Source organism: Echinicola sp. 20G, from assembly GCF_015533855.1.
Classification (GTDB): Bacteria; Bacteroidota; Bacteroidia; order Cytophagales; family Cyclobacteriaceae; genus Echinicola.
Window position 1 is genome coordinate 1782859 of sequence record NZ_AP024154.1, and the last position, 21479, is coordinate 1804337.

Sequence of the window (21479 nt, forward strand, 5' to 3'; positions counted from 1 at the left end):
GAAACTTACTTAACTCTCAAACCAAATGGGTAGCTTTGGATACCCATTTGGTTTGAGAGTTAATGAGCTTACAAAATGAACCTAAATGGAATCTTTGGGAGTAAAATTTGAATTTTATGGTTGAATTAATTGCGTAGATTTAAGTAAATGAAATAGATAATATAATTATTTGTTATATTTAAGTATGTTTTGTAAAAATTTTACAAAACTTGTTTACCTATTCAACCTATACAAAACCTATGAAAATTTCTTACCTATTCTTTAAAATCTGTGTACTCACTTTGTGCTGTATTCAGATTGCTGCGGCACAGAATCGCTATGAATTAAACAGTGAATGGTACTGTAATCCCATTGGAGATACTAAGGCTACAGGCTCTGAACTCTCCAGTACTGACTATTCCTTAAAAAAGTGGATGCCGGCCACTGTTCCCGGTACGGTGCTTACCACCCTGCTCAATAATGGCAAAGTGCCAGATCCATTCTACGGCATGAACAATGAAAAAATCAAGGACATTTATGAAACAGGCCGTGAGCATTATACCTATTGGTTTGCAAAAGATTTCACTGAAAAAGCCAAAGAAGGAGAGCAAGTTTGGTTAAGTTTCCGAGGAATCAACTACAGTGTGGAGGTTTTTCTAAACGGTCAAAAAGTCAATGCTGAGCCTTATAAAGGCATGTATTTGCGTAAGCAATTTAACATTACTTCCTTATTGGCTGACAATGGAAAAAACAGGTTGGCTGTTTTGGTGCATCCAGCAGATCATGTGGGAAATCCCAATGGAGGACAAGGGGGCGATGGGACCATTGCCAAAGGAGTGGCCCTGCAGTATACTGCCGGCTGGGATTGGATCCAACCTGTTAGAGATCGAAATACGGGGATCTGGGACAAGGTTTTTATTGAAAAAACTGGGGCCGTCAACTTAAAGAATCCCCACATTGTTACTTTGGTGGAAGGTGTAAGAAAGCCTGGAGAAGAACAAGATCCTGCCACCATCAAAGTGTCAGCAGAACTTCAAAATACTCTTTCTGTTCCCGTGAAGGGGACTTTGCAATATACTTTAGCTGGACAGACGGTGAGCAAAGCAGTGAGTCTTGAAGCTCATAAAACCGTTGAGGTGGATTTGCCGGACTTTGCTTTGAAAGCTCCAAAATTATGGTGGCCAAGTGGCTATGGTGAGCAAAACCTTTATGATATGGATATAAAATTCCTGACAGATGGCCAGACTTCTGACAGCGAAAAAGTAACCTTTGGGGTAAGAGAGATTCAGACAGATTGGAATGCCCATACGCTGAGTAAGCAAATTTCCGTAAATGGGCAGAAGATCTTTATCAAAGGAGGGAACTGGATCATCTCGGATGCCATGTTGAGGTTTTCCAAAGAAAGGTATGATGCTGAAATCCGATTCCATAGGGATATGAATCTGAACCTGATCCGAATTTGGGGAGGGGCCTTGCCGGAGCGTCCAGAGTTTTATGAAGCTTGTGACAAATACGGATTGTTGGTCATTCAGGATTTTTGGATGTCAGGAGATTGTAACGGTCGTTGGTTAGACCCCAAAAAGAAGGAAGACCAATGGACCCGCAGACAATACCCGGATGATCATTCCCTGTTTATTGAGTCTGCCAAAGATGTCGTGAAAATGCTTCGTAACCATGCCTCTTTGGCCATCTGGTGTGGCGGAAATGAGATTACTCCCCCCGCAGATATCATGCATGCCATCAAAGAGGAGATTTTACCGGAATACGACGGGACCCGTTGGTTTATCGATTATTCCAATTCGGATGAAATGTCTTATAACTTTAAAGGAGGAAACGGTGATGGTCCTTATGGTATTCAGGACATCAGTACTTTCTGGGCAGAGCGCACTTGGCCATTTAACTCAGAAGTAGGCTCTGTGGGAACTGGAGATGCCGTCTCATTAAGACGATTTTTACCGGAAGAAAACCAAGTGATTCCAATTGAAATGGAAGGCACTGAGAAGGTAAGGGATGAAGTCTGGACTTATCACAAATATATTGACTATGCCAATTCCATGGAACCATATGGTAAACCAACTGATATGGAAGATTTTGCTACCAAAGCCCAGTTGGTAAATTACAACCAATACAGGGGCTTGATGGAAGGCTTTACGGCCCATATGTGGGATTGGTATACTGGGGTGATCATTTGGAAAACCCAGAATCCTTGGACGGCGCTTCGTGGACAGATGTATGACTATTACCTCGATCCGAATGCTTGTCTCTATGGGCTTCGCGAAGGAAGTGAAGCTTTGCATGCCATGTATGACCCTGTGAAAGGAAATATCATGATCGCCAACAATACTTTTGAGCAGCAGCATGACCTGATGCTTCGAGTGACAGCTTATGACATGGAGGGTAAAAGCAAACGATTGACTCAAGTATTTAACTACATCGAACCGACCAGTATCCGTTTGATCATGTCCCTTCAGAAGAGCATTCAAGAGTTGAGTAAGGAAAAAGGCCTGTTTTTGTCAGTACAGCTCTTGAATGTGGACCAAGAATTAGTCAGTGATAACTTCTATTGGATACCAGATGCAGAAGGCAACTATTCTGGATTGCAGGAAATGGTCAGCGCTCAGTTGGAAGTGGAGGCTACCAAGATTTCTGATAGCGAAATCATTGTGAGAGTAAGCAACTCAGCAGATAATACCGTGTCTTTCTTTAACCGACTTTCTTTGGTTGATGCAGACACTAGGGAGAGGCTCTTGCCCACTTTCTTTAGTGACAACTATGTTTCATTGGTGCCTGGGGAAGAAAAGACAATTACAGTAAGCTATGACAAACTGAAAAGTACTGAGGCATTGATTGAAATTGGTGGCTGGAATACTCCTACTCAAACCATAGAGATAAGATAATCCATGTTGAGATTATTACAAATGACACCGGGCTTAAGTTCGGTGTCATTTATTGATTGAATTTAAGGTTGCAATTTGGAAAGAAGGTCTTTGGCCTCGTGATACTGATCGTCTTTTGAGCTTATAAACTCCTTGAACCATCAATCATTTAATTGAAATAATTAGTTCATGACTAATTTTAGTTTCAATTTTTCAAAATGAAATTCAGGAGGGATTTTTTCACTCAAATCCATTAATACTGAAGTTCCATTTTCAAACTTCCAAATCAGATGGTCTCCATCAACTTTTTCTGGGGCAATCATATCAGAATTAATGTACCCGATAAAGTTGTTTTCTTTGAAAAATACAGTTTTCGAAATACCACGACAACTTACCCCGGATCCGTATTCAATGGAATAAATCCGAAATTTTATTGATTGTGATTCGCCAAGGCCTTTAATTTTTAGTTCACAAATTTGATTATTCTGTTCAAGCACATGAAGTGAATCAGACTGAAGTAAACTCAATATTTTTTTCAACTCAATAGAGTCTCCTATATATTCATATTGATGTGAAGCTAATTCTAAGTCACTATCTTGTGCTTGAACTTTAAAAATTAAAACGAAACTTACCAATATGAAAAAAGTAACTTTCATTTCTTGATTGATTTTAATATGATTTTTTATTGTCAAAACAATAAGTTTTTAGGTATTGAGGTAAGAAATAGAGAAAACTGCAAGCATTAATAACCTATTAATAGTTTTTCATTTAAAATTCCCTTGTGCCATTTTCAAAGTCAAGGTATAGTGACTGACCATTCATTGTGATTTGGTAGGTTTTAGCTTTTTTGTCGGATTTGAGGTAGGGAGAGTCAAAACGTAAATAAGCGGTATTGATGACTTGGTCATTTACTTTGAAGTCACTACCAAATCTTAATTCATATTTATTGTTGTTGGAGTAATAACTTAATTCAAGCTTTTGTCCATCAAATATTACCTTATTGTTTTTGACTCGATCGATAAACTCCTTAAAGGAACCATCTTGGGCTTTAGAGCTCGCTTCAGCAATCCAATACACCTGCTTTCCTGTTTGAATAATGTCATCAGTGGCATTGTCCCGATACTTGAATGCATTTGTTCCAATAAACGCACAATAAGTATCCTCTTTTTTCCCGAAGATATAGTTGCCGGTGATATAAGTGGAGTCAAACTTTTCTTTGGGAAAATAGGAATGCGTATAATCCAACAAGTCTTTTTCCATGATTCCTTTTTTGTCCGGGATATTATAAATGGAAAGGTTGATGTTCTTCTCCTGTGCCGAATGGGGAAAGTGCCCATAGCCCACCCAATAATTCGGTGACTGCACTTTTACATTTTTCTCCACCGCTGGATGAGTATGAAAAACTGCAAAATGGTTTTTTACATTGATTCCAAAGACATGTTGCTGGTCAGCAAAATCACCTATTTGGTGATTTTGTACCGTATACATGGAGAAATCTTTGGTTTTGTAGGTGTAGGTATCTCCTTTTTGGATGGCTGTACCGATGTATTGCGGATTGATAAGCTTGACCACTGTAGGTTCAAGATTTAAAATTCTCAACAGCGAAAAATCAAGCACTTTAAAATCCTTTAAAAACCCATTAGAGAACATTTGGTGCGTTCGGATATTTGACAATGAATTGCGCACCACGCTAGGGTTTACAAAGGCCTCCATCCCCCATTGCATCATCAGGCTGCGGTTGTCCTTTTCATAATAGCCTTCCGCTTTCAGTTCTGAAATGTTCAGCCCATTGCTTTGCTTGATGATTACCTCCGAACTGTCTTGGGCAATCTCCTTGAGCACTGGGGGCAATTGATAGTTTTTGGAAACCATCATGCCGTACATCATTCCAGCCCCTATTTCACTCCCATCACCCCAGAAATATTGTGTCAACCCACCAAGTGTAGCTCCTGGGCCACCTTTTCGGTTGCCCTCATAAGCCCTTCCACTAGCAGAAATAAACATGTTTTTGGTGCTTTGGGTCGCTACATCAAAGAAAAGTAAATCCATGATGATCTGACTCTTTTTCACGATCTCTTCATCCCCTGCAAAATCTATTAGATTGATCAGGGCAGCAATGTCTTCTTTGTAATAGACATTGGAATAAAACTCTGTAAAGCCATAATCCCAGCGCATCTTTAACCAATCTAAGATGCGCACTTTAGCCTTTTCCATGTGCTGGTTTCCCGTAAGCCCACTGTTAGGAAACATAACATTTGGATACTTCTGGCCAATCAAAAACTCTGCTGATGCAAAAAGTATTTGGTGGTTTTCACTCCAATAGCACATCGAATTCTCTCCCGGTTCATCCAGCCAATAGCGAAAGTTAAAGAGAACACCTTCTATCTTGCTTTTATAACTTGCAGGTACCCTGTCTTCAAATTCATACATGATCCGAATCAGATTTACCAATCTAAAATCAGAGCAATCGTATTCCTGTTTGATAAACTCCAAAGTGCCATCAAGACCTTTCCAATCAATATTCTCAGTTCCTTTGACAAGCTCCCAATATACCTGTGATTCTTTGGTGTCAATTTTATCTTCGGGTTTCAAAGGATAAGCTTGATAACTTGATATTCGGAAAAGATCAATTCCCGTTACCAGGATGACGGTAAAAAGAATCAATAATAATACCTTAGAACTGAAGCTAATCTTTGAGAACATCGGAGAAGCTGTTTAACAATGGCTGTTTTTTATCTTGTAGATGGTATTGCCTTTCTTACTTTCGGTGGTGATGACTAAGCCTTCTCTAACAAAATCAGATAGAATGGATCTTACTTCGGAAGTTTCCATGTAATACAATTGTTCAAATCCAAGTCTTCGTCCTCCCCATTTGATGACTCTTAAAGGGGAAAAATACCAGGACTTGTAGGTACAGAGAAACTTTCTGACAAGCTCCCTATGGCTTACTGCTTGGGGTTTTTCCACTCTTTCTTCTAAAATAGCCTCGACAGGATGGCTTGCTGATTTAAAAGACCTGGCTTTTTCCAGGATTCCAGTGGCTACATCCAGCCAGGCCTCTTCTTCATTGTCCCAAGTGGTGATAGGCTTGCCGTCCTTAGGTAATGACTGAAGTTTTGCGAAATTGGCAATGGTCCACAAACATGGTTTGAGTATAATTGGGATGACAATGGCCGAGTCATTTTTGTCCTTATGTCTTTCAAGCGCCCTGATGGTCTCAGAATCATAACAATAATCAGAGGCCAGGAAGTTAGAAGAAACCAAAAGGAGAATGATATCAGCAGCATCAATATTCTCATTTATTTCTTCTTCCCAATTTGCACCAGGAGCAATCCTTCTATCATGCCATTCCTCGATCAGGTCATTTCTTTTTAAAATAGCAAGATGAGTCTCGAGTTTTTCCCTGAAAGGTTCATCTTCATGGGAATAGCTATAGAATATTTTGGCTTTGTAGTTCATAAAGTAGCTTTGCTAATGGTAAGTTTTGGGGATTTATCGGTGACTCAGATTGTCTGCCCAAAAGTCAACAAGTTATTGTCTGGATCGGAGAGAGAAAATTCCCTTTGTCCCCAAGGTTTCGTTGTCAGTGCTCCATTGGGATGGATACTGACATTTTTAGCGAGGAAAGATTGATAAAGCCGGTCAATGTCATTGGTTCTTATATAGACTTGTCCGTAGTTTGTTTTTGGGTCAAGTGCTGCAAATTCAAAAAAATGGATCTGAATATTGTCTTTTTCTACCATTAAATAACCTTCATAATCAGGACTTCCAAATACCTCGAACCCCAAATGGTTAATGTAGTAATCCTTGGTGGACGCCTTGTCGCGCATGGGTAATTTAGGGTTGATATCAATTAACATGCCCTGGTCGTTCTTGCTTTGATCCATGATAGGTTAGATTTCACCAGTATTTAGTTGTAGGTGGTTGTTTTATTTTGATAATTGGTATTTAAATATAGGTATTCTTTTTGTAAACTGTTTTCTAACTTATAGTGGTCTGTCTATGTTTTTTCAGCCAAGGAGATTTCTAATATATCCATTGTATCCATATTCCGGCTAAACCAATAAACAAACATAATGGTGAAAAGAGTTTGCTGTCGAGCCTTCCAAAATCAGTGTCTTTTATCTTTTTGAAGAAACCGACATACCTAAACTCTCCTATGGCCCGCAAAAGAAATATGATGGGGATGATCCAACCGCCATAATGAAAGATCCAGTCAGGAAGTGGAAATTCAAGTATTCCCGATTTGAGAAGATAAAATACCCCAAAAGCAGTGAGGCCAAGTCCAACAACAGCACTGTCCAACTTGTTAGGATTCAATACCCTTTCGCCATTTGATTTGGTGGGCAGCGAAGCTTCAAAACCAAACTTTCCGCCGATTACCCAGTTGAAGTGGATCAGGCCAAGTCCAATAAAAACAACACTCAATAGAATTGACAAAAACATCTTACAGTCTGTTTAACTTAATTTTTTGTGCTATAAAGTTAGCCTTCAAAAAGGCCAATATTAAGGTTTTGGAAATTTAAATATAGACAAATACCTGGCAATAGAACTGCCCCTTATTTGGACCATCATTGTAAATGTTGATTTCTTTTGATGAGGGGGTGGGCAGGGGTAATTCAGTTGTCATGTTTTGAGTTTGATTATTAAGGTAGGCGATCTTTAATTTGGGGCCATTGTCCATTTGTTGTAGTGACTGTAGGCTAGAGCTTGTAAAAACATAAGCCTTTTGGCCATTAGGGAGGGACTCCTCAACTGGACCATTATAATTCATTCCATTGTCATCGTAAATATTCATTGCTGTAATTTCCGAGGCATTTCCTGAATTAATAATATAGTATTTGATAAATACCTTTCGAGAGTTGAATGTTAAAATCAAAAGGTCAGTATCGACTTCTTCTGTATCGATGCTTAACAAAGCAAAGCTATTTAGGTCTGAGGGGGGCTCTGAAATGGAGAAGCTTAATCCCCATCCAATACTATTGATGTCATTGCTAAAGGTTAATATTTCACCTGGTTTTTGGTCGGGGAGATCGGTATAATAATAGAAATACGGGTCTTCACTGGAAAGCAGGAACCGGAGTACTCCCAGTTTTTTCAATTCAGTAAAGTTAGCTTGTTCAGCTTCATCTAAAGCGGCTTTATATAAAGTAAAACTCCCATCATTCTGTTTGATAAGAACATTGTTTTGATCTAAGTTCATTTTTGTTTCTCGGGTAGGAATTATGGAAACGGGAGCTTTCCCATGCTTGAAGTAGGTATGGGATAATTTCAGTTCAAACCATTTGTTATAGAAGAGTTCGGCCATTTTTTGATCGGTTAATGCATGGGCTTAGTTTTCTGTAGCGTTTAGGATCAATTGATGATAAAAGCGGATAGAATTTTCAAAGTCACTTACTGGAATTCGTTCGTTGAGGCCATGAAATGACTTGATGTTTCCTTTGTTGAGCTTGATGGCCGAAAACCGATAGATATTATCGGAAATTTCATTGAAGTGACGGGAGTCTGTACCGCCCACTACCAAGTACGGAGAAACCAAAGTGGAGGGAAAGATTTCCGTGATGGTCTCATGGATTGTTTGGAAGCCAAATGAATCCGTATGGGATACCTTGGAAGGATTGGAAATAAAGTCACTGCGCTGAATGTGAATACGTTCATCTTTGATAGTGTTTTTGACCCTGTCCTCCACCGACTCAATGGTTTCCCCGGGAATTATCCTGAAGTTGATGGTGGCCTTGGCAGACTGAGGAATGATATTTTCCTTGACCCCACTGTTAAAGATGGTGGGAGAGGTAGTGGTTCTTACCAAGGCATTACCTGATGCACTTCCTTCATATATTTTGGTGATTACAGGGCTAAAGATCGATTGGTTGGCGAAAACGAGTTTGTTTACAAAGGGCATCTCAGGGCCCAAGTACTCGATAAAGCCATCGATTGGTGCAGAAATCCGGGAAGGAAACGGTTTTTGCTTCAGCTTGGCGATAGCGCTCGAAAGGATGTCAATCGCTGTTTCCTTTTCTGGCATAGAGGAGTGCCCTCCTTCTACTTTTACCGATAAGGACAAACTGACAAAGCCCTTTTCCGCTATGCCTATCAGTGCCACATCTCCAGGAATTCCCGGAACCATGTTTTGGACAATACTTCCGCCCTCATCCAGCACAAATTCGGCCTGGACATTTTGTTCTTGAAGGTAGGCCGCTATGGCTTGGGCACCTTCTACTCCACCTATTTCTTCGTCATGACCAAAAGCCAGATAAATGCTTCTCTCCGGCTGATAGCCATTTTGTAACAACCGCTCTGCAGCTTCCAAGATCCCGATAACGCCCACTTTATCATCGATGGTTCCGCGTCCCCAGATAGTGTCTTGGATGACCTCACCTCCAAAAGGGCTTTCCCTCCAATCTGGGATATTTTCTTCAATAACAGGCACCACATCTAAGTGCCCCATAAGAATGATGGGTTTCAAGTCGGGTTTGCTGCCTTCCCAATGATATAGAAAACTAAAGTCATTGAAGGTTTTCTTGTTGAGCAATGAATCTGCAAGTGGATAAGTGCTGCTGAGAAAATCAGCAAATTGCTGGAATTGAAGGGTGTCAAAGTCTTTGGGGTCTTCCGGTGAAACGGTTTGGATCTGAATGGCCCTGGAAAAGTTGGAAACAGAAGTGGAGTTTATTTGAAGTGGCTCAATAGGCTTACTGCTGATTTGCTTGGAAGGAAAAGTAAACATATTGAAAAACAGATATGCGACAAAAAGCAGAAAAGCTACCAAGAGAAATAAAAGGCCTTTTTTGAAGAGTTTCATTGCAGAGGAGGTTATGTCAGGAGATACAAGTCAAGAGTTGGTTGTTGTATTAAGGTAAAAATTAAAACTGATGAACTGAATATAAGTGTTGGACTTATTTGTTGGAAAAATTACCGAACAGGGTTTTTGAAAGCGACTAATTATATGCCCTAACGGTCATGGAGCCCTTTTCCAGCAAAGATCATGGGGAGACATTTTTCTATTCTGGCTTCCCGGGTTTTGGATTGCTTTGCCTGTGAAAAGTGCAATAAGTAACCTTTTTGTCTTCCCGGTGTCAAGGCCTCAAAAGCTGCTTTGATGCCAGGGTCTTCATCCAATTTTTGTTGAAATTCCTCAGGGACATCATAAGCTGAAGTCTCTTTGTATTCTATTCCTAAACCCGCCTTTTCTACTTCTATGGCTTCAAAGAGGTAGGCTTTTAAGGTAGCTTGTAATTCCTGGATTTTCTGGACATTGGTGAATTTAATGATCCTTCCTGCCTGGGTATTCTCGCCGGGTTTTTCCAAAAGCTTCTCTTCATCTTTCAATAGGGAGCCTTTAAAAAAGCTCAGCGCACAGTGGTTCTTAAAAGCGCTGATGATGACGATGTTCTTTTGGCTGTGGGTATAGCAAGGAACGCCCCATTTGCTTTCCTCAACCAGGCCACATTCTCGGACAATTTGCCTGAGTAGCTTCAATTCCTGTGTCCAAAGATGGACTTTGCAATCCGGAGTACCTCCTAGTGGGCACCTACCGCACCCATCCGTAAAATAATCCTCGACATTGGTATTCATGGTCTTAATGATTGCTTTTAGTTCAATTTGTACAATAAGATTGATATTGTATACTATTTCTTTCCTGTAAAATAGAAAATTGTACTAAGAATAGGGATACCCGCCAAATTAATCAAGTAGCCAAAATAGAAAAAAACTGTGGCACCAATAGCACATCTGGTATTTTCACCTGTACCCGGCCCTAGCCCATACAGAGAGACAAAAGTAGCAAGTCGAGGTACAAGTAAACCCAATAGAAAAAGTAAGGCTCCAGATATCAATATTTTTTGCCTGATATTCTCTTTGATGTTGAACCTGTAGACAAAAAATACCAGTATAGGCGTTAAAATGATGATTGTTGGAAGAATGATGCTAAGTAAAGTCTTCATGATGATGGTTAATGTTTAAAAAGCTTTCAGAATTTAGTGCTATTTTAACGATCACCCAAATGAAAAATTATAACTTTAATAAGTTGACATTGTTTTGGTTATTTATTTTTCTTGTGCTGGAAATTATTATCAACTCATCATAAATCTGTGTTTATCCTTTTCATTTGTGGTTTATCTTAACCTAATAAGGATAAAGTCTATATCAATACTAACTTACTTCAGAAGGGTTGTCTGATTTTAAATTTTGATGGTCAAATATATAAACTTCAATCATTTTTTAGAGGAGAAGAATCAGGTGGTTATCCTTCAAATTAATCTTCAATGACCCTATGAAGGTCCAAATCATGAAAGTCAAAACTAAAGTCAATAGCGGGTGAGATGCCTTTCATTTTGATACTTTGGGCCTTGCCTTCCTCATCCAACTGGAACATCACAAAAGCATCCGCATCCGGTAGGCTGGCGCTTTCCCATTTGGCGACAAAGGTGTTGGCTTTGTAATAATACATGGGGCCACTGACTTTAGGAGAGCGGTATGAGCTGAACCATAACCGTTCGCCCTTTTGGGAAATCTCTATTTTCCCAAACCACTGGTCTTCAAAAATTCCTGTATAATTATTGAGGTCAAGCTTGGATTGATCTGCTGCGTCGATTGTGCTCCAAATGGTAGCGACAATTTCATCCGCTTCATGGTTACTTTGGTTCAACCTTTCCACATAAAACCCATTCCAGTCAAATTCTTCTAGTCCCAAATACTTATCCAAAATGGATTGGGTAACGGAAGAGTAAACTCCCGCTCCGTCCAAAAAAGTATTGGTCAATACCACAATGCCCAGATCCAAATCGGGAATCAATACCGTTTTGGACAACATCCCAATCAACCCTCCTGTGTGGGAAACCATTATATTGCCTCTGACATCAGTCAAAAACCAACCTAGCCCATAGCCATTAAAGTGGGAATTGTAGCGAGGATTTCTATTCGCATTTAAGGTGGTATGGATTTTCCACATCTCACGCTGGCTTGCTTCCGTAAAAAGTTGCTGCTCTAAATTTTCTCCATACTTTCCTTCATTAAGCTGCATCAGCATCCAGTTGGCCAAGTCGTTTACATTGGAATAAATCCCTCCTGCGGCTCCATTAAGTTTGCTAGGATCCCATTGCTCGGGTTCTACCAAAGTAATTTGTTTGTCATTGCTGAGATGGGGAGAGGCCACATTGCTTTTGTCTTTGATGAAAGTGTAGGAAGCAAAAGAATGATCCATCTGGAGTGGTGCGAAAATTCGCTCGCTGATAAACTGTTCCCAGGTTTTGCCGCTTACGCGATGGATGACTTCACCTGCCACAATGTAGAGGAGATTGTCATAGTCAAACTTTGTGCGGAAAGCGGATTCTGGCTTGAAGTGCTGGAAACTGGAGAGAATATCATCCACTGTAAAATCCGAGCCATCAGGAAAAAACATCAGGTCTCCTATACCGAGTCCCAGCCCCGACCGGTGCGTGAGCAAGTCTTGGATATTAAAATTTTGGGTAACATAATCATTGTACATTTTAAACTCGGGAATATGGTCAATGACCTTATCCGTCCAGGAAAGTTTGCCCTCTTCCACTAATAGGGCCAAAGCAGCTGTTGTAAAAGCTTTTGAGTTAGAAGCAATGCCAAAATTGGTGTGTTCATCGACTTTGGTCTTGCCATCGATGGAAGTGAGCCCATATCCTTTTTGATGGACGATTTTGCCATCTTTCACCACGGCCACAGCGGCACCGGCTACGGAGAAACTTTCCATAGCTTTCTGCACGATAGCATCAATTTCTTCCGAGCTGACTTGAGAAAATGTCCTCTTGCAGGGCAGCCCAATTATCAGGATCAATAATAATCTTAAAAATATATTTTTCATTTTATATAGATTTCGGCCAGTTTATCAAGATAGCAAATTCAAAAGAATTGATAAGGGCTTTGGAAGCACTTCCCTAAAAATAAAATGCTCTATATGGAATAGTCTTGCTAAACATTAATAACGAATAATATCTTATCTAGGTCCTTAAGGAACTCCTCAAATATATTGATAGATCCGCCTTGCAGATATTGGGCGTTAAGAAATTAAAGGAGAGGGAAGGCAGAAGGCAGGCTTGTTTGACGGAATACTGAACAGAAGGGGCACTGGCAGCCATACAGGAGGAGTTTGCCTGCATGAGGGCAGGCTTTAATTTTAGCTCAATAGATGCGCAGCGGCGGGTTTTTTTGGTTACTTTTTTCACCTGTTGGAAAAAAGTAACAAAGGTGATGAGGTGAAAGCCAGACTGAAATTTGTTGAACAATATAAAAAGTTACCCACGGTAAATCATGTAAACCAAATAAAGTCAGTTCTTTACAAGTCATTGATAGATGATACCTGATGAATATAAGAGTAAAAAACATCAGAAGTAAAATATAAAACCAAAGCTGATGCGCATGGCATCTCTGGATTGACTACGGTCAACAAATAGCTGGTTGATGCTGCCTTCCCCGTCCAGTCTTTTGACACCATAATCAAGTTCAAGGCCAATGGTCATGCGTTCATAGGGATCATACATCATGTTGAATATCCCATAATAATGTTCATGTTTGAGTTGGCCGTTGAGGTAGATATCAGAAATTTCCTGATCAGGAATCAAGATGTACCTGGACGCATCCTTGATATTGAAATTGGTGTAGCCGATGACTGCATTGGCATGTAGCTGAGGTGTGATAAAGTATTCATAACTGGACCAGCCACCAAAGACAGGGGTGGCACTAAAAGTCCCATCCATATTGGGGTAGCCATCATAGCCTTGCCCGGCAATACTGGTCATAAAAGCTGTAATGCCTTTACCTCCAATCACCTGAAATTGTAGATTGTCTTTGGAATCAGTAGGACTGTATAAGCCAGAAAAGCTAAACCCATAACCCGCAAAACTATCTTCTTCACCTTGTAAAGCATAGCGGATATGTCTGAGAACAGAGGCAAGTCGGAGGTGTCCCCAAGGCTCTACATAGCGCACAGCAGCTGTCAGGTCAGGTGTAAATTGGTCCGTTTCCTGCACAAAAGGTTCAAGGTCTTTGTAAGGAGTGTAGTCATTGAGCGGTGCTTCGAGGCTTATTTCATAAATGTATCTTTTGTCGTTGAAGGTGTTTTTATATTTGATATGCGGCACCCTTTGCCAAACCCCAGAAGGAGGCCCTTCCCATTCCATAATATTGGGCCAAATCATTTCATCACCGAAGTTGTGCCAGTTTTGGCCGATTTGCCAATGATCTGTTTCAACATAAGCTTTTCTCAATCTGATCATTCCATTGCCACCCCAAAAGTCTGACTCTACCACCGCACTAATTTGTTGTCCATTAAGAGTGATCAGGCTGGTTTCAAATTTTAGCTGTGTTTGGTACATGTCGATATGAAGGCTTGCCTGATCATCTGTTCCAAAGACATTGATCAAGCCTACATTAAACGTTTCATTGTCCTGTAACCCTCCAAAAAGATCCAAGTAGCCGTTCAGCTTCATATTGACTCCAAAGCTGGAGGTAAAGCGAGGTTTTCCGTGAATACTGTCTTTGGCATGTATGACAAAAAAACGGTCCTGGGCCTGTGATTGCTGATAAAATAAACCTAAGAAAAGTAGAAAAAGAATGATTTTTTTCATGGTGAGTTGCGATGAAATTAAAATCAATAATGTAGAATATAAGATCAAGCCAGCGCGTAGAATTGGCTTGAACCAAATAGCTTTCTAATCAAAAGAATAGTCCTTGCGCAAACATGGCAATGTTCGTAAAATGTCTGCTTTGCTGCGGTGGTAAAAGAGATTCCTCAATACAAAATTTTGAGAAATTGTCTGTAGTCCCGTGGTTTACTGGTATTAAAATAAGAAAAAAATATGCAAGAATTGGTGTTTATTAGTTTAAAAATGGAAGGTTAACTATGATAAAAAGTGGGTCAGTCAAGAAGAATCCCTTGTCAATATCAAGGGATTCTTTTGTGAGATAGGTTTTGCCTATCAATTCAAATCATCATCATCAAAGTCATCGTCAGTTGGAGCTCCCATATCAAACATGCTACTGAAAAGGTCCTTGAACTGCATGCCTGTATCCAACAGCTTTTTGCTGAGCTGACTGTACTCTGCCAAGCCGTGCAGGGCAAATTCCATAAAGAATTCCTTTTCCTTTTCTGGAAGACTCTTTACAAATTCGGTAGTGATTTTTTCCAGCCCCGGTACTTGATGCAAGGCCTTTTTGTATTCTTTGTCACTTTGGGAAGCCAGGATATCAATATGGTTTCCTTCTCCAAACCAAGATAAAGGCAGTACATAAGGGTTACCCTCCTTGTCTTTTTTCTTCTGTTCTGGGGTAGGGAAATATTCTGCGAAAAGTGTCCGGATAGCCTTGCCAATTAGGTTGTAGGCTACCAAGCCAGCGCCTTCTTGCTCACCTTCATAAACCAACTCGACTTTGCCAGTAATGGCGGGGATAATCCCAATCAAGTCTGCGATTCGAGTGACAGTATTGTTTTCATCGTTAAGGTAAATCCTTCGCTCCGCAGCGGAAAGCAAGTTTTCATAAGCCGAAATGGTCAAGCGTGCAGAAACACCACTTTTCTCGTCCACATATTCACTATCTCTGGCCTCTACGGCCACCTGCTCAATCAGGTCTTTCATCAATTCCGGTACATGAATTTTTTCCATGGGCTTACCATTAACCTTGGCTTCTTGCGCAGTAATCTGCTTACCAATTTCAATACTCTTAGGGTAATGGGTAATGATCTGCGATTCGATACGGTCCTTGAGTGGTGTAACGATACTTCCCCGATTGGTATAGTCCTCTGGATTGGCTGTGAACACGAACTGGATATCCAGTGGAAGTCTAAGTTTGAAACCCCGAATCTGGATATCTCCTTCTTGTAATATATTGAAAAGGGCTACCTGAATCCTAGCTTGCAAATCGGGTAGCTCATTGATCACAAAGATGGATCGATGGGATCTTGGCACCAACCCATAATGTATGACCCGTTCGTCATTGTAAGACAGCTTCATGGTGGCCGCTTTGATCGGATCCACATCTCCAATCAAGTCGGCTACCGAAACATCCGGGGTGGCCAGCTTTTCGGTATAGCGTTTTTCCCTGTGCCACCAGGAGATGGGGGTATCATCACCTTTCTCAGCAATCAGTTCTATTGCAAAAGAGGTCAAGGGAAGTAAAGGGTCATCATTCAGTTCTGAACCAGCCACTACTGGGATATATTCATCCAGCAACAAGGTCATTTGTCTGGCGATCCTTGTCTTTGCCTGTCCCCGGAGACCGAGGAAATTGATGTTATGACGGGAAAGAATGGCCCGCTCAATATCAGGGATAACCGTGTCCTCATAGCCCCAAATGCCTTCAAAGACATTCTCTTTGGCTTTGATTTTTTTGATCAGGTTTTGACGAAGTTCTTCTTTTATGGATTGGGTTTGATAGCCTGCAGCTTTCAATTCTCCCAAAGTTTTTATTTTCAATAAGTCTTTGCTCTTCAATTGCTGGTATGTCATGCTTAAAAGCGTTTTGTTCTGTTTCTTCTGTAATCTTCAAAAATTAAGTGCCCAAGCCCTTTTAGGCTACTGTAGTAAGCATTGCCGTTGTTGACCTTGGTGAACTCCTTTACAAATTCCTTCAGGTAAGGGTCTGAGGCAATCATAAAGGTGGTCACAGGGACTTTTAGTTTCCGACATTGGGCTGCGAGTTTTAGGGTTTCATTTAGGATTTTGCTGTCTATTCCGAAGCTGTTTTTATAATACTTGATCCCAACCTTCAGACAGGTTGGCTTTCCGTCTGTGATCATAAAGATCTGCTTGTTGGGGTTTTTTCTTCTACGCAAAAGGTCCATGGCCAGTTGCAGTCCAGCCACTGTGTTGGTGTGATAAGGGCCGACTTGCAGGTAGGGAAGTTCCTTGATGTCAATTTGCCAGGCATCATTTCCAAAGACAATTATATCCAAAGTGTCTTTTGGGTAGCGCGTTTGGATGAGCTCGGCCAATGCCATGGCTACTTTCTTGGCGGGAGTGATACGATCCTCTCCATATAGGATCATGGAGTGGGAAATATCAATCATCAACACGGTACTGGTCTGTGTCCGGTACTCGTTTTCTGTTACCTCCAGGTCATCTTCTGTAAGCAGGAAGTCGCCGCCAAAGCCATGGTTAATTTGAGCATTCCTTAGTGAGTCTGTTAAGGCTATTTGTTCCAGATTATCGCCAAATTCAAATGGCCTTCGGTCGGTTCCCTTTTCATCGCCTTGCCCGGAGTGGGTGGTGCGATGTTGGCCACCTTTGCCTCTTTTTAGCTTTCCGAAAATCTCTTCCAAAGCACTTTTTCGGATCTGCTGTTCCGACTTGCCCGTAATTTTGAATTCTCCTTTTTGGTTTTCTTCAGTAAGATAACCTTTGTCTTTAAGGTCTTCTATAAAATCACCAATGCCATATCCGGGATTGGTCAGGCCGTGTCGGTTGTCCAGGTTGGTTAGCCAGCTCAAAGCTTCCGCAACATCCCCACCCGTCATGGTAACTAGCTGCAGAAAAATCTCCAACAGGTTTTCAAAGGTGTTTTTGGACGGATCCTTTTGAGGGGTGTATTTGGTAAATCTAAATCCTTTCATACAGAACTGATAACAAGAATAGCATGCTGGTAGTTTGGAATATGATCAATTTTTGAAATTTACCTTCGTAAAGGCCATTTGTTTTGCTTTAAGGTACAAAGATTCAATTAAGAATGTAAACAGATGTTTTACAGAAATTGATCTTTCTTAAATTTGTGTACCAAAAAGTTTTTGAATCATATGAACAAGAAGTATAAAGTCCTCGGTAAAGTTCAAGGTGTATTTTTTAGAAAGAGCACAAAAGACAAGGCCCGCGAGTTGGGAATAAAAGGTTGGGTGAAAAATGAGACCGATGGATCAGTGGTAACCGTTATTCAGGGAAATGAAACTCAGGTAAAGGCCATGGAAGATTGGTTGAAAGTAGGCCCTCCACAAGCAGCAGTGCAAAGCTTGATGCTGCTGGATGAAGGCTATGACCGGAAATTTGATGGTTTTGAAATCGTTTATGAATAGATTCTGACCATTTTTTTCCAAGTTTCAAAGCCTATTTTGACCAAGTCATCATATTGGATTGTAAATCCATTTATTATTTTTAGATCGGAATTACAAATTCCGATCAGCTTTGTTCTGATAAGATTAATCAGCTCTGTGCCAAACGGTTTTTCGCTATACTATTTTTACTAGTTTTGGATCTAACACAATAAGACTAACGTCTTAATGAACTCCAAATAATGAAAGTTATGCCTTAAGCAATCTTTAGCTTTAACTCTCCTTTTCTTTTGATGATTTTCAGTTGGAAAAACTCATTGACAAAGCTTTTGCATCGGTTTTCTGCAAACTCAGCCCTGTTTTCGGTGTCAAAGAGCACCGTCATCCGAAGCATGGTTTTGACATAGGATTCATGCATGCCCAGTTCTCTCAGCCAAAGAATAAAATGTGCTTTCCAGTCTTCTTGGTACTTGTCCAAGTGACTGCGCCCGTCAAATAGAAATTCCAATTGATTGGATCCAAACTTAAAGCGGTAGATGCCCGAAAGCTGCTCATAGATTACCTTGATCCGGTCTTTGGGGAATTCGGTAGTTTGGATAATCTGTTGGTAGGTATTGTCCACTAGACCCAGTGGATTATAAAGTAAGGTGTAAGATCTTTTTAGTTCGCTGACCATGATTTCCACGAGTTCATCCTCCAAAATACTTTGGGCCTGTCTGAGGATGTAGTTCTTGTCTAATGGAAATAATTTTTGGATCATTGTCTAAATCGCGAAATATGGCGCAAATTAACTTTTATTGATCAAAATGAAAAGGGAAAAATTGTACTTTTTTAGGAGAGCATCCTATTTAAAATGGGTCAAATTAAGCAGTGGAGGCACTTTAAAAGGGTAGCTTAAAAACAAAAATCCCCGCCAAGAGCTCTTGGCGAGGATTGATTTATGTGAGTAAGTTTTATTTATCTGGCTGAACTGCCACTGATAGTTTGGCCAAAGAAGATTCCGTTGAGGAATAGCTTGTTGGTGCCAAACCAAAAGGCCCTGAAGTTAGGGTTGTCTACGAAGCCAATCACTTTTCCACGGCCGTGAGCAGACACTCGGATCATAGCTGTATTTTTCATTTGCTCCAAGTTGAATGGATAGACATAGCCACTGGCCAAAGGTTTATCGGTATAGACCAGTGGGTTGGCAAATGGATTGTCAGAAGGTTCCATAAATTGGTTACTGTTTCTGAAGGTATAAAGCTCTTGGTGGGTATAGCCATAGCCCAATGGGTGGGTAAGGTCAAGTTTGACATTGAAAATAGCACCACCGGTTACCTTGGCTCCTTGGTCGTTAGAAAGGTCTGCATAGCTTTTTTGGAGGGTGCTGTCTTCTTCTGTATTGGTCTTGAAAGTAAACTTCCCGATCTTATTTTGATTGAGCCAACTGAGCGCCCTTCCTCTGGCGATTACCGTTCCTCCATCTCTTACCCAGTTGGACAGGGCTTCCACTCCTGAAGCACTGATGTCGGAATAACTGCCATTTGGAAAGATGATCACATTATACCTTCCTAGGTCAGCATAGTTAAAGTTGTCTGTTGGAAGCAAGGTAATAGGCATTTCAAATCTCTGGTCCAGTAAGTGCCAGATTTCGCCAGCTTCACTGCTGGATACTCCATTGTCCACCAAAAGCGCCACTTCAGGGATTTCAAGGACATCAATGCTTGGTGAACCCATATTGATGCCACCGGTATAGCCGGTATCCACACTTTGAATGGTAATGCCCGTTTCTTGCGCAATGGCTTGTAAGTCCTCAAAGAACTCCTGATCGGAAGCCCCAGTTCTTCCTTGGTCCACCAGAATGGTTCCCCTGCTAAACTTCAACTCAGAATTGATCTCAAAAGGCTCATGGCTAACCCTGACATTATAGCCTTTTTTCATCAGCTCGTAAGCGGCTTTCGGGGCGTAATATTCACTCCACTCGAAAGCATACCCATAGGCACCAGCAGCTCCATTGACTTTTCCTTTTGGTTTGCTCAATCCTTTTTGGACTTCTTCCACATTGGCGAGGTTAAGGATTTTGCTGTTCAGGGTCATGAACTGCATGTCGAAGGCCATCGGCAGAGTCCAGGCTGAAACATCATAGAAAAGGCTGTCCTGAAATTCTGTTCTGGTTTCAAACATTCCTTTAATAAGCCGGTATTGAGGTTGGTTGAGCGGGACAATAAAAGCTTTATTGGCTTTGAAGTTGGTTCCATTGATTGTGATATCTTCTTTTAGCCCATAAAGTTTGATTTCATGCTGGAGAATCATATCCGCCAAATGATAAGTTCTTCCAATATCTTCATTGACCCCAAAGATATAGGCCTTGTTGATATCGGCATCAGCATCCTTTTTAGCATCCAGGTAGAAATCCCTCATGTAATTATTTAGCTCTTGCCTCATGGCCACGGCCGCTTCGAATGAGGATAAAGAGGCGGTGAACTGATTACGGATCGTGAAGGCAAAGCTCAAGGGGCCATTGACACTTTCTTGCAAGTGCCCCCTGGAAGATGCTTGCTCAAAAAGGATCCCTACTTGGCCTTGTACATCAGGGTAAGTAGAGCCTTTACCGTAATAAAAATCATCATAATTTTCTTGGGTGAAGTACAATGAACCTATTTCATCCAAGTATTTGGCATGGTACTGAGCAATTTTCTCCGTCAGCTCAAAATTCTTTCTTGGTGTCAATGGGTGGTTTCTACTTGGAATACCTGGTTGGAAGAAGAAAGTGCTGTTGGTACCCATTTCATGGAAATCAAGGACTAGGTTGGGTTTCCATTCCTGGATTTTGGTAATTCTGCTTCTGGATTCAGGGTGCTGAACGGGAAGCCAGTCACGGTTCAGGTCAAACCAATAATGGTTGGTTCTGCCTCGAGGCCAGGCTTCATTCAATTCCCTGTTCATCGGATCGCCATTCATATGGATGCTTCTATTGGAGTTTACCCAAGAGGCAAACCGGTTGATGCCATCCGGGTTGATACCCGGTTCCATGATGATCACAATGTTTTTGAGGTCATCCTCTACTTCATTGGCTGCGGCAAAATGGTAGGCGGCCAATAGAGAAGCATTTACGCCACTTGGTTCATTTCCATGGACAGAATACCCCATATAAACCACCGCAGGCATATTTTCTATATCTACATTTCTGGACTCTGCGGGGTCTCTCAGCTGAGACCTCTGGAATTTAATAGCATTGAGTTTGGCAAGATTATCTGGATGGCTAATGGTCAGCATCATCAATGGACGCTGCTCATAAGTTCGGCCGATTACCTCTAGTTTGACACGTTCAGAAGCTTCGGCCAGCTCCTTCATGTACATGTAAATTTGGTCATGGCTCACATGCCACTCTCCAATTTGAAAACCCAATACCGATTCCGGTGTTGGAATATCAGGATTGTAGGAATAGCCAGGTTTGAGGTAGTATTCAAGGTCAACATCCACTTGGGCAGTGCTGGTCAATGATACCAGGACGAAGCAAAAGCTTAATATTCTTTTGATCATAGGGTTTGATTTAGTGCGTTCTATCTATCTCTCCAAATCTCCTTAATAATTCTCATAAAAATTAAGTAAATTCATTTCGAAGGTAAAAAAAACTG

17 protein-coding genes are annotated in these 21479 nt (G+C 40.9%); 2 read left to right on the forward strand and 15 right to left on the reverse strand.

Annotated elements, in window-relative coordinates:
- The first annotated feature begins 239 nt into the window (after positions 1 to 239).
- Complete coding sequence (locus JL001_RS07895) at positions 240 to 2876, forward strand: glycoside hydrolase family 2 TIM barrel-domain containing protein (RefSeq protein WP_200975575.1); 2637 nt, start codon at positions 240 to 242, stop codon at positions 2874 to 2876.
- A 161-nt stretch (positions 2877 to 3037) separates the two neighbouring features.
- Here the strand turns inward: JL001_RS07895 and JL001_RS07900 are convergent, their stop codons facing one another.
- The 13 genes from JL001_RS07900 to JL001_RS07960 form a co-directional block, all read right to left on the reverse strand.
- Positions 3038 to 3511, reverse strand: coding sequence for a hypothetical protein (locus tag JL001_RS07900; protein ID WP_200975576.1), 474 nt, complete (start codon positions 3509 to 3511; stop codon positions 3038 to 3040).
- 112 nt (positions 3512 to 3623) lie between these two features.
- Positions 3624 to 5558 (reverse strand): hypothetical protein, encoded by a 1935-nt coding sequence (locus tag JL001_RS07905; RefSeq protein WP_200975577.1) that lies wholly within the window; start codon positions 5556 to 5558, stop codon positions 3624 to 3626.
- Positions 5559 to 5570: 12 nt separating this feature from the next.
- On the reverse strand, positions 5571 to 6314 hold the full coding sequence (locus tag JL001_RS07910; RefSeq protein WP_200975578.1) for a toll/interleukin-1 receptor domain-containing protein: 744 nt from the start codon (positions 6312 to 6314) through the stop codon (positions 5571 to 5573).
- A gap of 44 nt (positions 6315 to 6358) precedes the next feature.
- Entirely contained in the window at positions 6359 to 6742 is a 384-nt protein-coding gene (locus tag JL001_RS07915) for a VOC family protein (protein ID WP_236252747.1), read from the reverse strand.
- 139 nt (positions 6743 to 6881) lie between these two features.
- Entirely contained in the window at positions 6882 to 7301 is a 420-nt protein-coding gene (locus tag JL001_RS07920; protein ID WP_200975579.1) for a DUF3995 domain-containing protein, read from the reverse strand.
- 76 nt (positions 7302 to 7377) lie between these two features.
- On the reverse strand, positions 7378 to 8163 hold the full coding sequence (locus tag JL001_RS07925; RefSeq protein ID WP_200975580.1) for a hypothetical protein: 786 nt from the start codon (positions 8161 to 8163) through the stop codon (positions 7378 to 7380).
- A 24-nt stretch (positions 8164 to 8187) separates the two neighbouring features.
- A complete protein-coding gene (locus JL001_RS07930; protein ID WP_200975581.1) occupies positions 8188 to 9657 on the reverse strand; it encodes a M20 family peptidase in 1470 nt (489 codons plus the stop codon).
- 149 nt (positions 9658 to 9806) lie between these two features.
- A complete protein-coding gene (locus tag JL001_RS07935; protein ID WP_200975582.1) occupies positions 9807 to 10430 on the reverse strand; it encodes a YdeI family protein in 624 nt (207 codons plus the stop codon).
- A 53-nt stretch (positions 10431 to 10483) separates the two neighbouring features.
- Positions 10484 to 10798, reverse strand: coding sequence for a hypothetical protein (locus JL001_RS07940; protein WP_200975583.1), 315 nt, complete (start codon positions 10796 to 10798; stop codon positions 10484 to 10486).
- A gap of 311 nt (positions 10799 to 11109) precedes the next feature.
- Positions 11110 to 12690 (reverse strand): serine hydrolase, encoded by a 1581-nt coding sequence (locus JL001_RS07945; RefSeq protein ID WP_200975584.1) that lies wholly within the window; start codon positions 12688 to 12690, stop codon positions 11110 to 11112.
- 520 nt (positions 12691 to 13210) lie between these two features.
- Entirely contained in the window at positions 13211 to 14452 is a 1242-nt protein-coding gene (locus JL001_RS07950; RefSeq protein WP_200975585.1) for a hypothetical protein, read from the reverse strand.
- Positions 14453 to 14803: 351 nt separating this feature from the next.
- The gene (locus JL001_RS07955; protein WP_200975586.1) at positions 14804 to 16330 is read right to left on the reverse strand and encodes a magnesium chelatase; all 1527 of its coding nucleotides are present in this window, start codon (positions 16328 to 16330) and stop codon (positions 14804 to 14806) included.
- A gap of 2 nt (positions 16331 to 16332) precedes the next feature.
- The gene (locus JL001_RS07960) at positions 16333 to 17433 is read right to left on the reverse strand and encodes a VWA domain-containing protein (protein WP_200975587.1); all 1101 of its coding nucleotides are present in this window, start codon (positions 17431 to 17433) and stop codon (positions 16333 to 16335) included.
- Positions 17434 to 17613: 180 nt separating this feature from the next.
- On the opposite strand from JL001_RS07960, the gene JL001_RS07965 reads away from it, so the two are divergent.
- Positions 17614 to 17886, forward strand: coding sequence for an acylphosphatase (locus JL001_RS07965; RefSeq protein ID WP_200975588.1), 273 nt, complete (start codon positions 17614 to 17616; stop codon positions 17884 to 17886).
- A gap of 232 nt (positions 17887 to 18118) precedes the next feature.
- Here JL001_RS07965 and JL001_RS07970 read toward each other — a convergent pair whose 3' ends face one another.
- Both JL001_RS07970 and JL001_RS07975 read right to left on the reverse strand, forming a co-directional pair.
- A complete protein-coding gene (locus JL001_RS07970; RefSeq protein WP_200975589.1) occupies positions 18119 to 18622 on the reverse strand; it encodes a hypothetical protein in 504 nt (167 codons plus the stop codon).
- Positions 18623 to 18819: 197 nt separating this feature from the next.
- Positions 18820 to 21384, reverse strand: a complete 2565-nt coding sequence (locus tag JL001_RS07975) for a M14 metallopeptidase family protein (RefSeq protein WP_200975590.1) — start codon at positions 21382 to 21384, stop codon at positions 18820 to 18822.
- Between the last annotated feature and the right edge of the window lie 95 nt (positions 21385 to 21479).

Coding starts and splice junctions, on each gene's coding strand:
- JL001_RS07940 (WP_200975583.1), bottom strand. CDS start 10,798: ATGAAGACTTTACTTAGCATCATTCTTCCAACAATCATCATTTTAACG.
- JL001_RS07920 (WP_200975579.1), bottom strand. CDS start 7,301: ATGTTTTTGTCAATTCTATTGAGTGTTGTTTTTATTGGACTTGGCCTG.
- JL001_RS07955 (WP_200975586.1), bottom strand. CDS start 16,330: ATGACATACCAGCAATTGAAGAGCAAAGACTTATTGAAAATAAAAACT.
- JL001_RS07945 (WP_200975584.1), bottom strand. CDS start 12,690: ATGAAAAATATATTTTTAAGATTATTATTGATCCTGATAATTGGGCTG.
- JL001_RS07900 (WP_200975576.1), bottom strand. CDS start 3,511: ATGAAAGTTACTTTTTTCATATTGGTAAGTTTCGTTTTAATTTTTAAA.
- JL001_RS07960 (WP_200975587.1), bottom strand. CDS start 17,433: ATGAAAGGATTTAGATTTACCAAATACACCCCTCAAAAGGATCCGTCC.
- JL001_RS07935 (WP_200975582.1), bottom strand. CDS start 10,430: ATGAATACCAATGTCGAGGATTATTTTACGGATGGGTGCGGTAGGTGC.
- JL001_RS07895 (WP_200975575.1), top strand. CDS start 240: ATGAAAATTTCTTACCTATTCTTTAAAATCTGTGTACTCACTTTGTGC.
- JL001_RS07930 (WP_200975581.1), bottom strand. CDS start 9,657: ATGAAACTCTTCAAAAAAGGCCTTTTATTTCTCTTGGTAGCTTTTCTG.
- JL001_RS07905 (WP_200975577.1), bottom strand. CDS start 5,558: ATGTTCTCAAAGATTAGCTTCAGTTCTAAGGTATTATTATTGATTCTT.
- JL001_RS07975 (WP_200975590.1), bottom strand. CDS start 21,384: ATGATCAAAAGAATATTAAGCTTTTGCTTCGTCCTGGTATCATTGACC.
- JL001_RS07925 (WP_200975580.1), bottom strand. CDS start 8,163: ATGGCCGAACTCTTCTATAACAAATGGTTTGAACTGAAATTATCCCAT.
- JL001_RS07950 (WP_200975585.1), bottom strand. CDS start 14,452: ATGAAAAAAATCATTCTTTTTCTACTTTTCTTAGGTTTATTTTATCAG.
- JL001_RS07910 (WP_200975578.1), bottom strand. CDS start 6,314: ATGAACTACAAAGCCAAAATATTCTATAGCTATTCCCATGAAGATGAA.
- JL001_RS07965 (WP_200975588.1), top strand. CDS start 17,614: ATGAACAAGAAGTATAAAGTCCTCGGTAAAGTTCAAGGTGTATTTTTT.
- JL001_RS07970 (WP_200975589.1), bottom strand. CDS start 18,622: ATGATCCAAAAATTATTTCCATTAGACAAGAACTACATCCTCAGACAG.
- JL001_RS07915 (WP_236252747.1), bottom strand. CDS start 6,742: ATGGATCAAAGCAAGAACGACCAGGGCATGTTAATTGATATCAACCCT.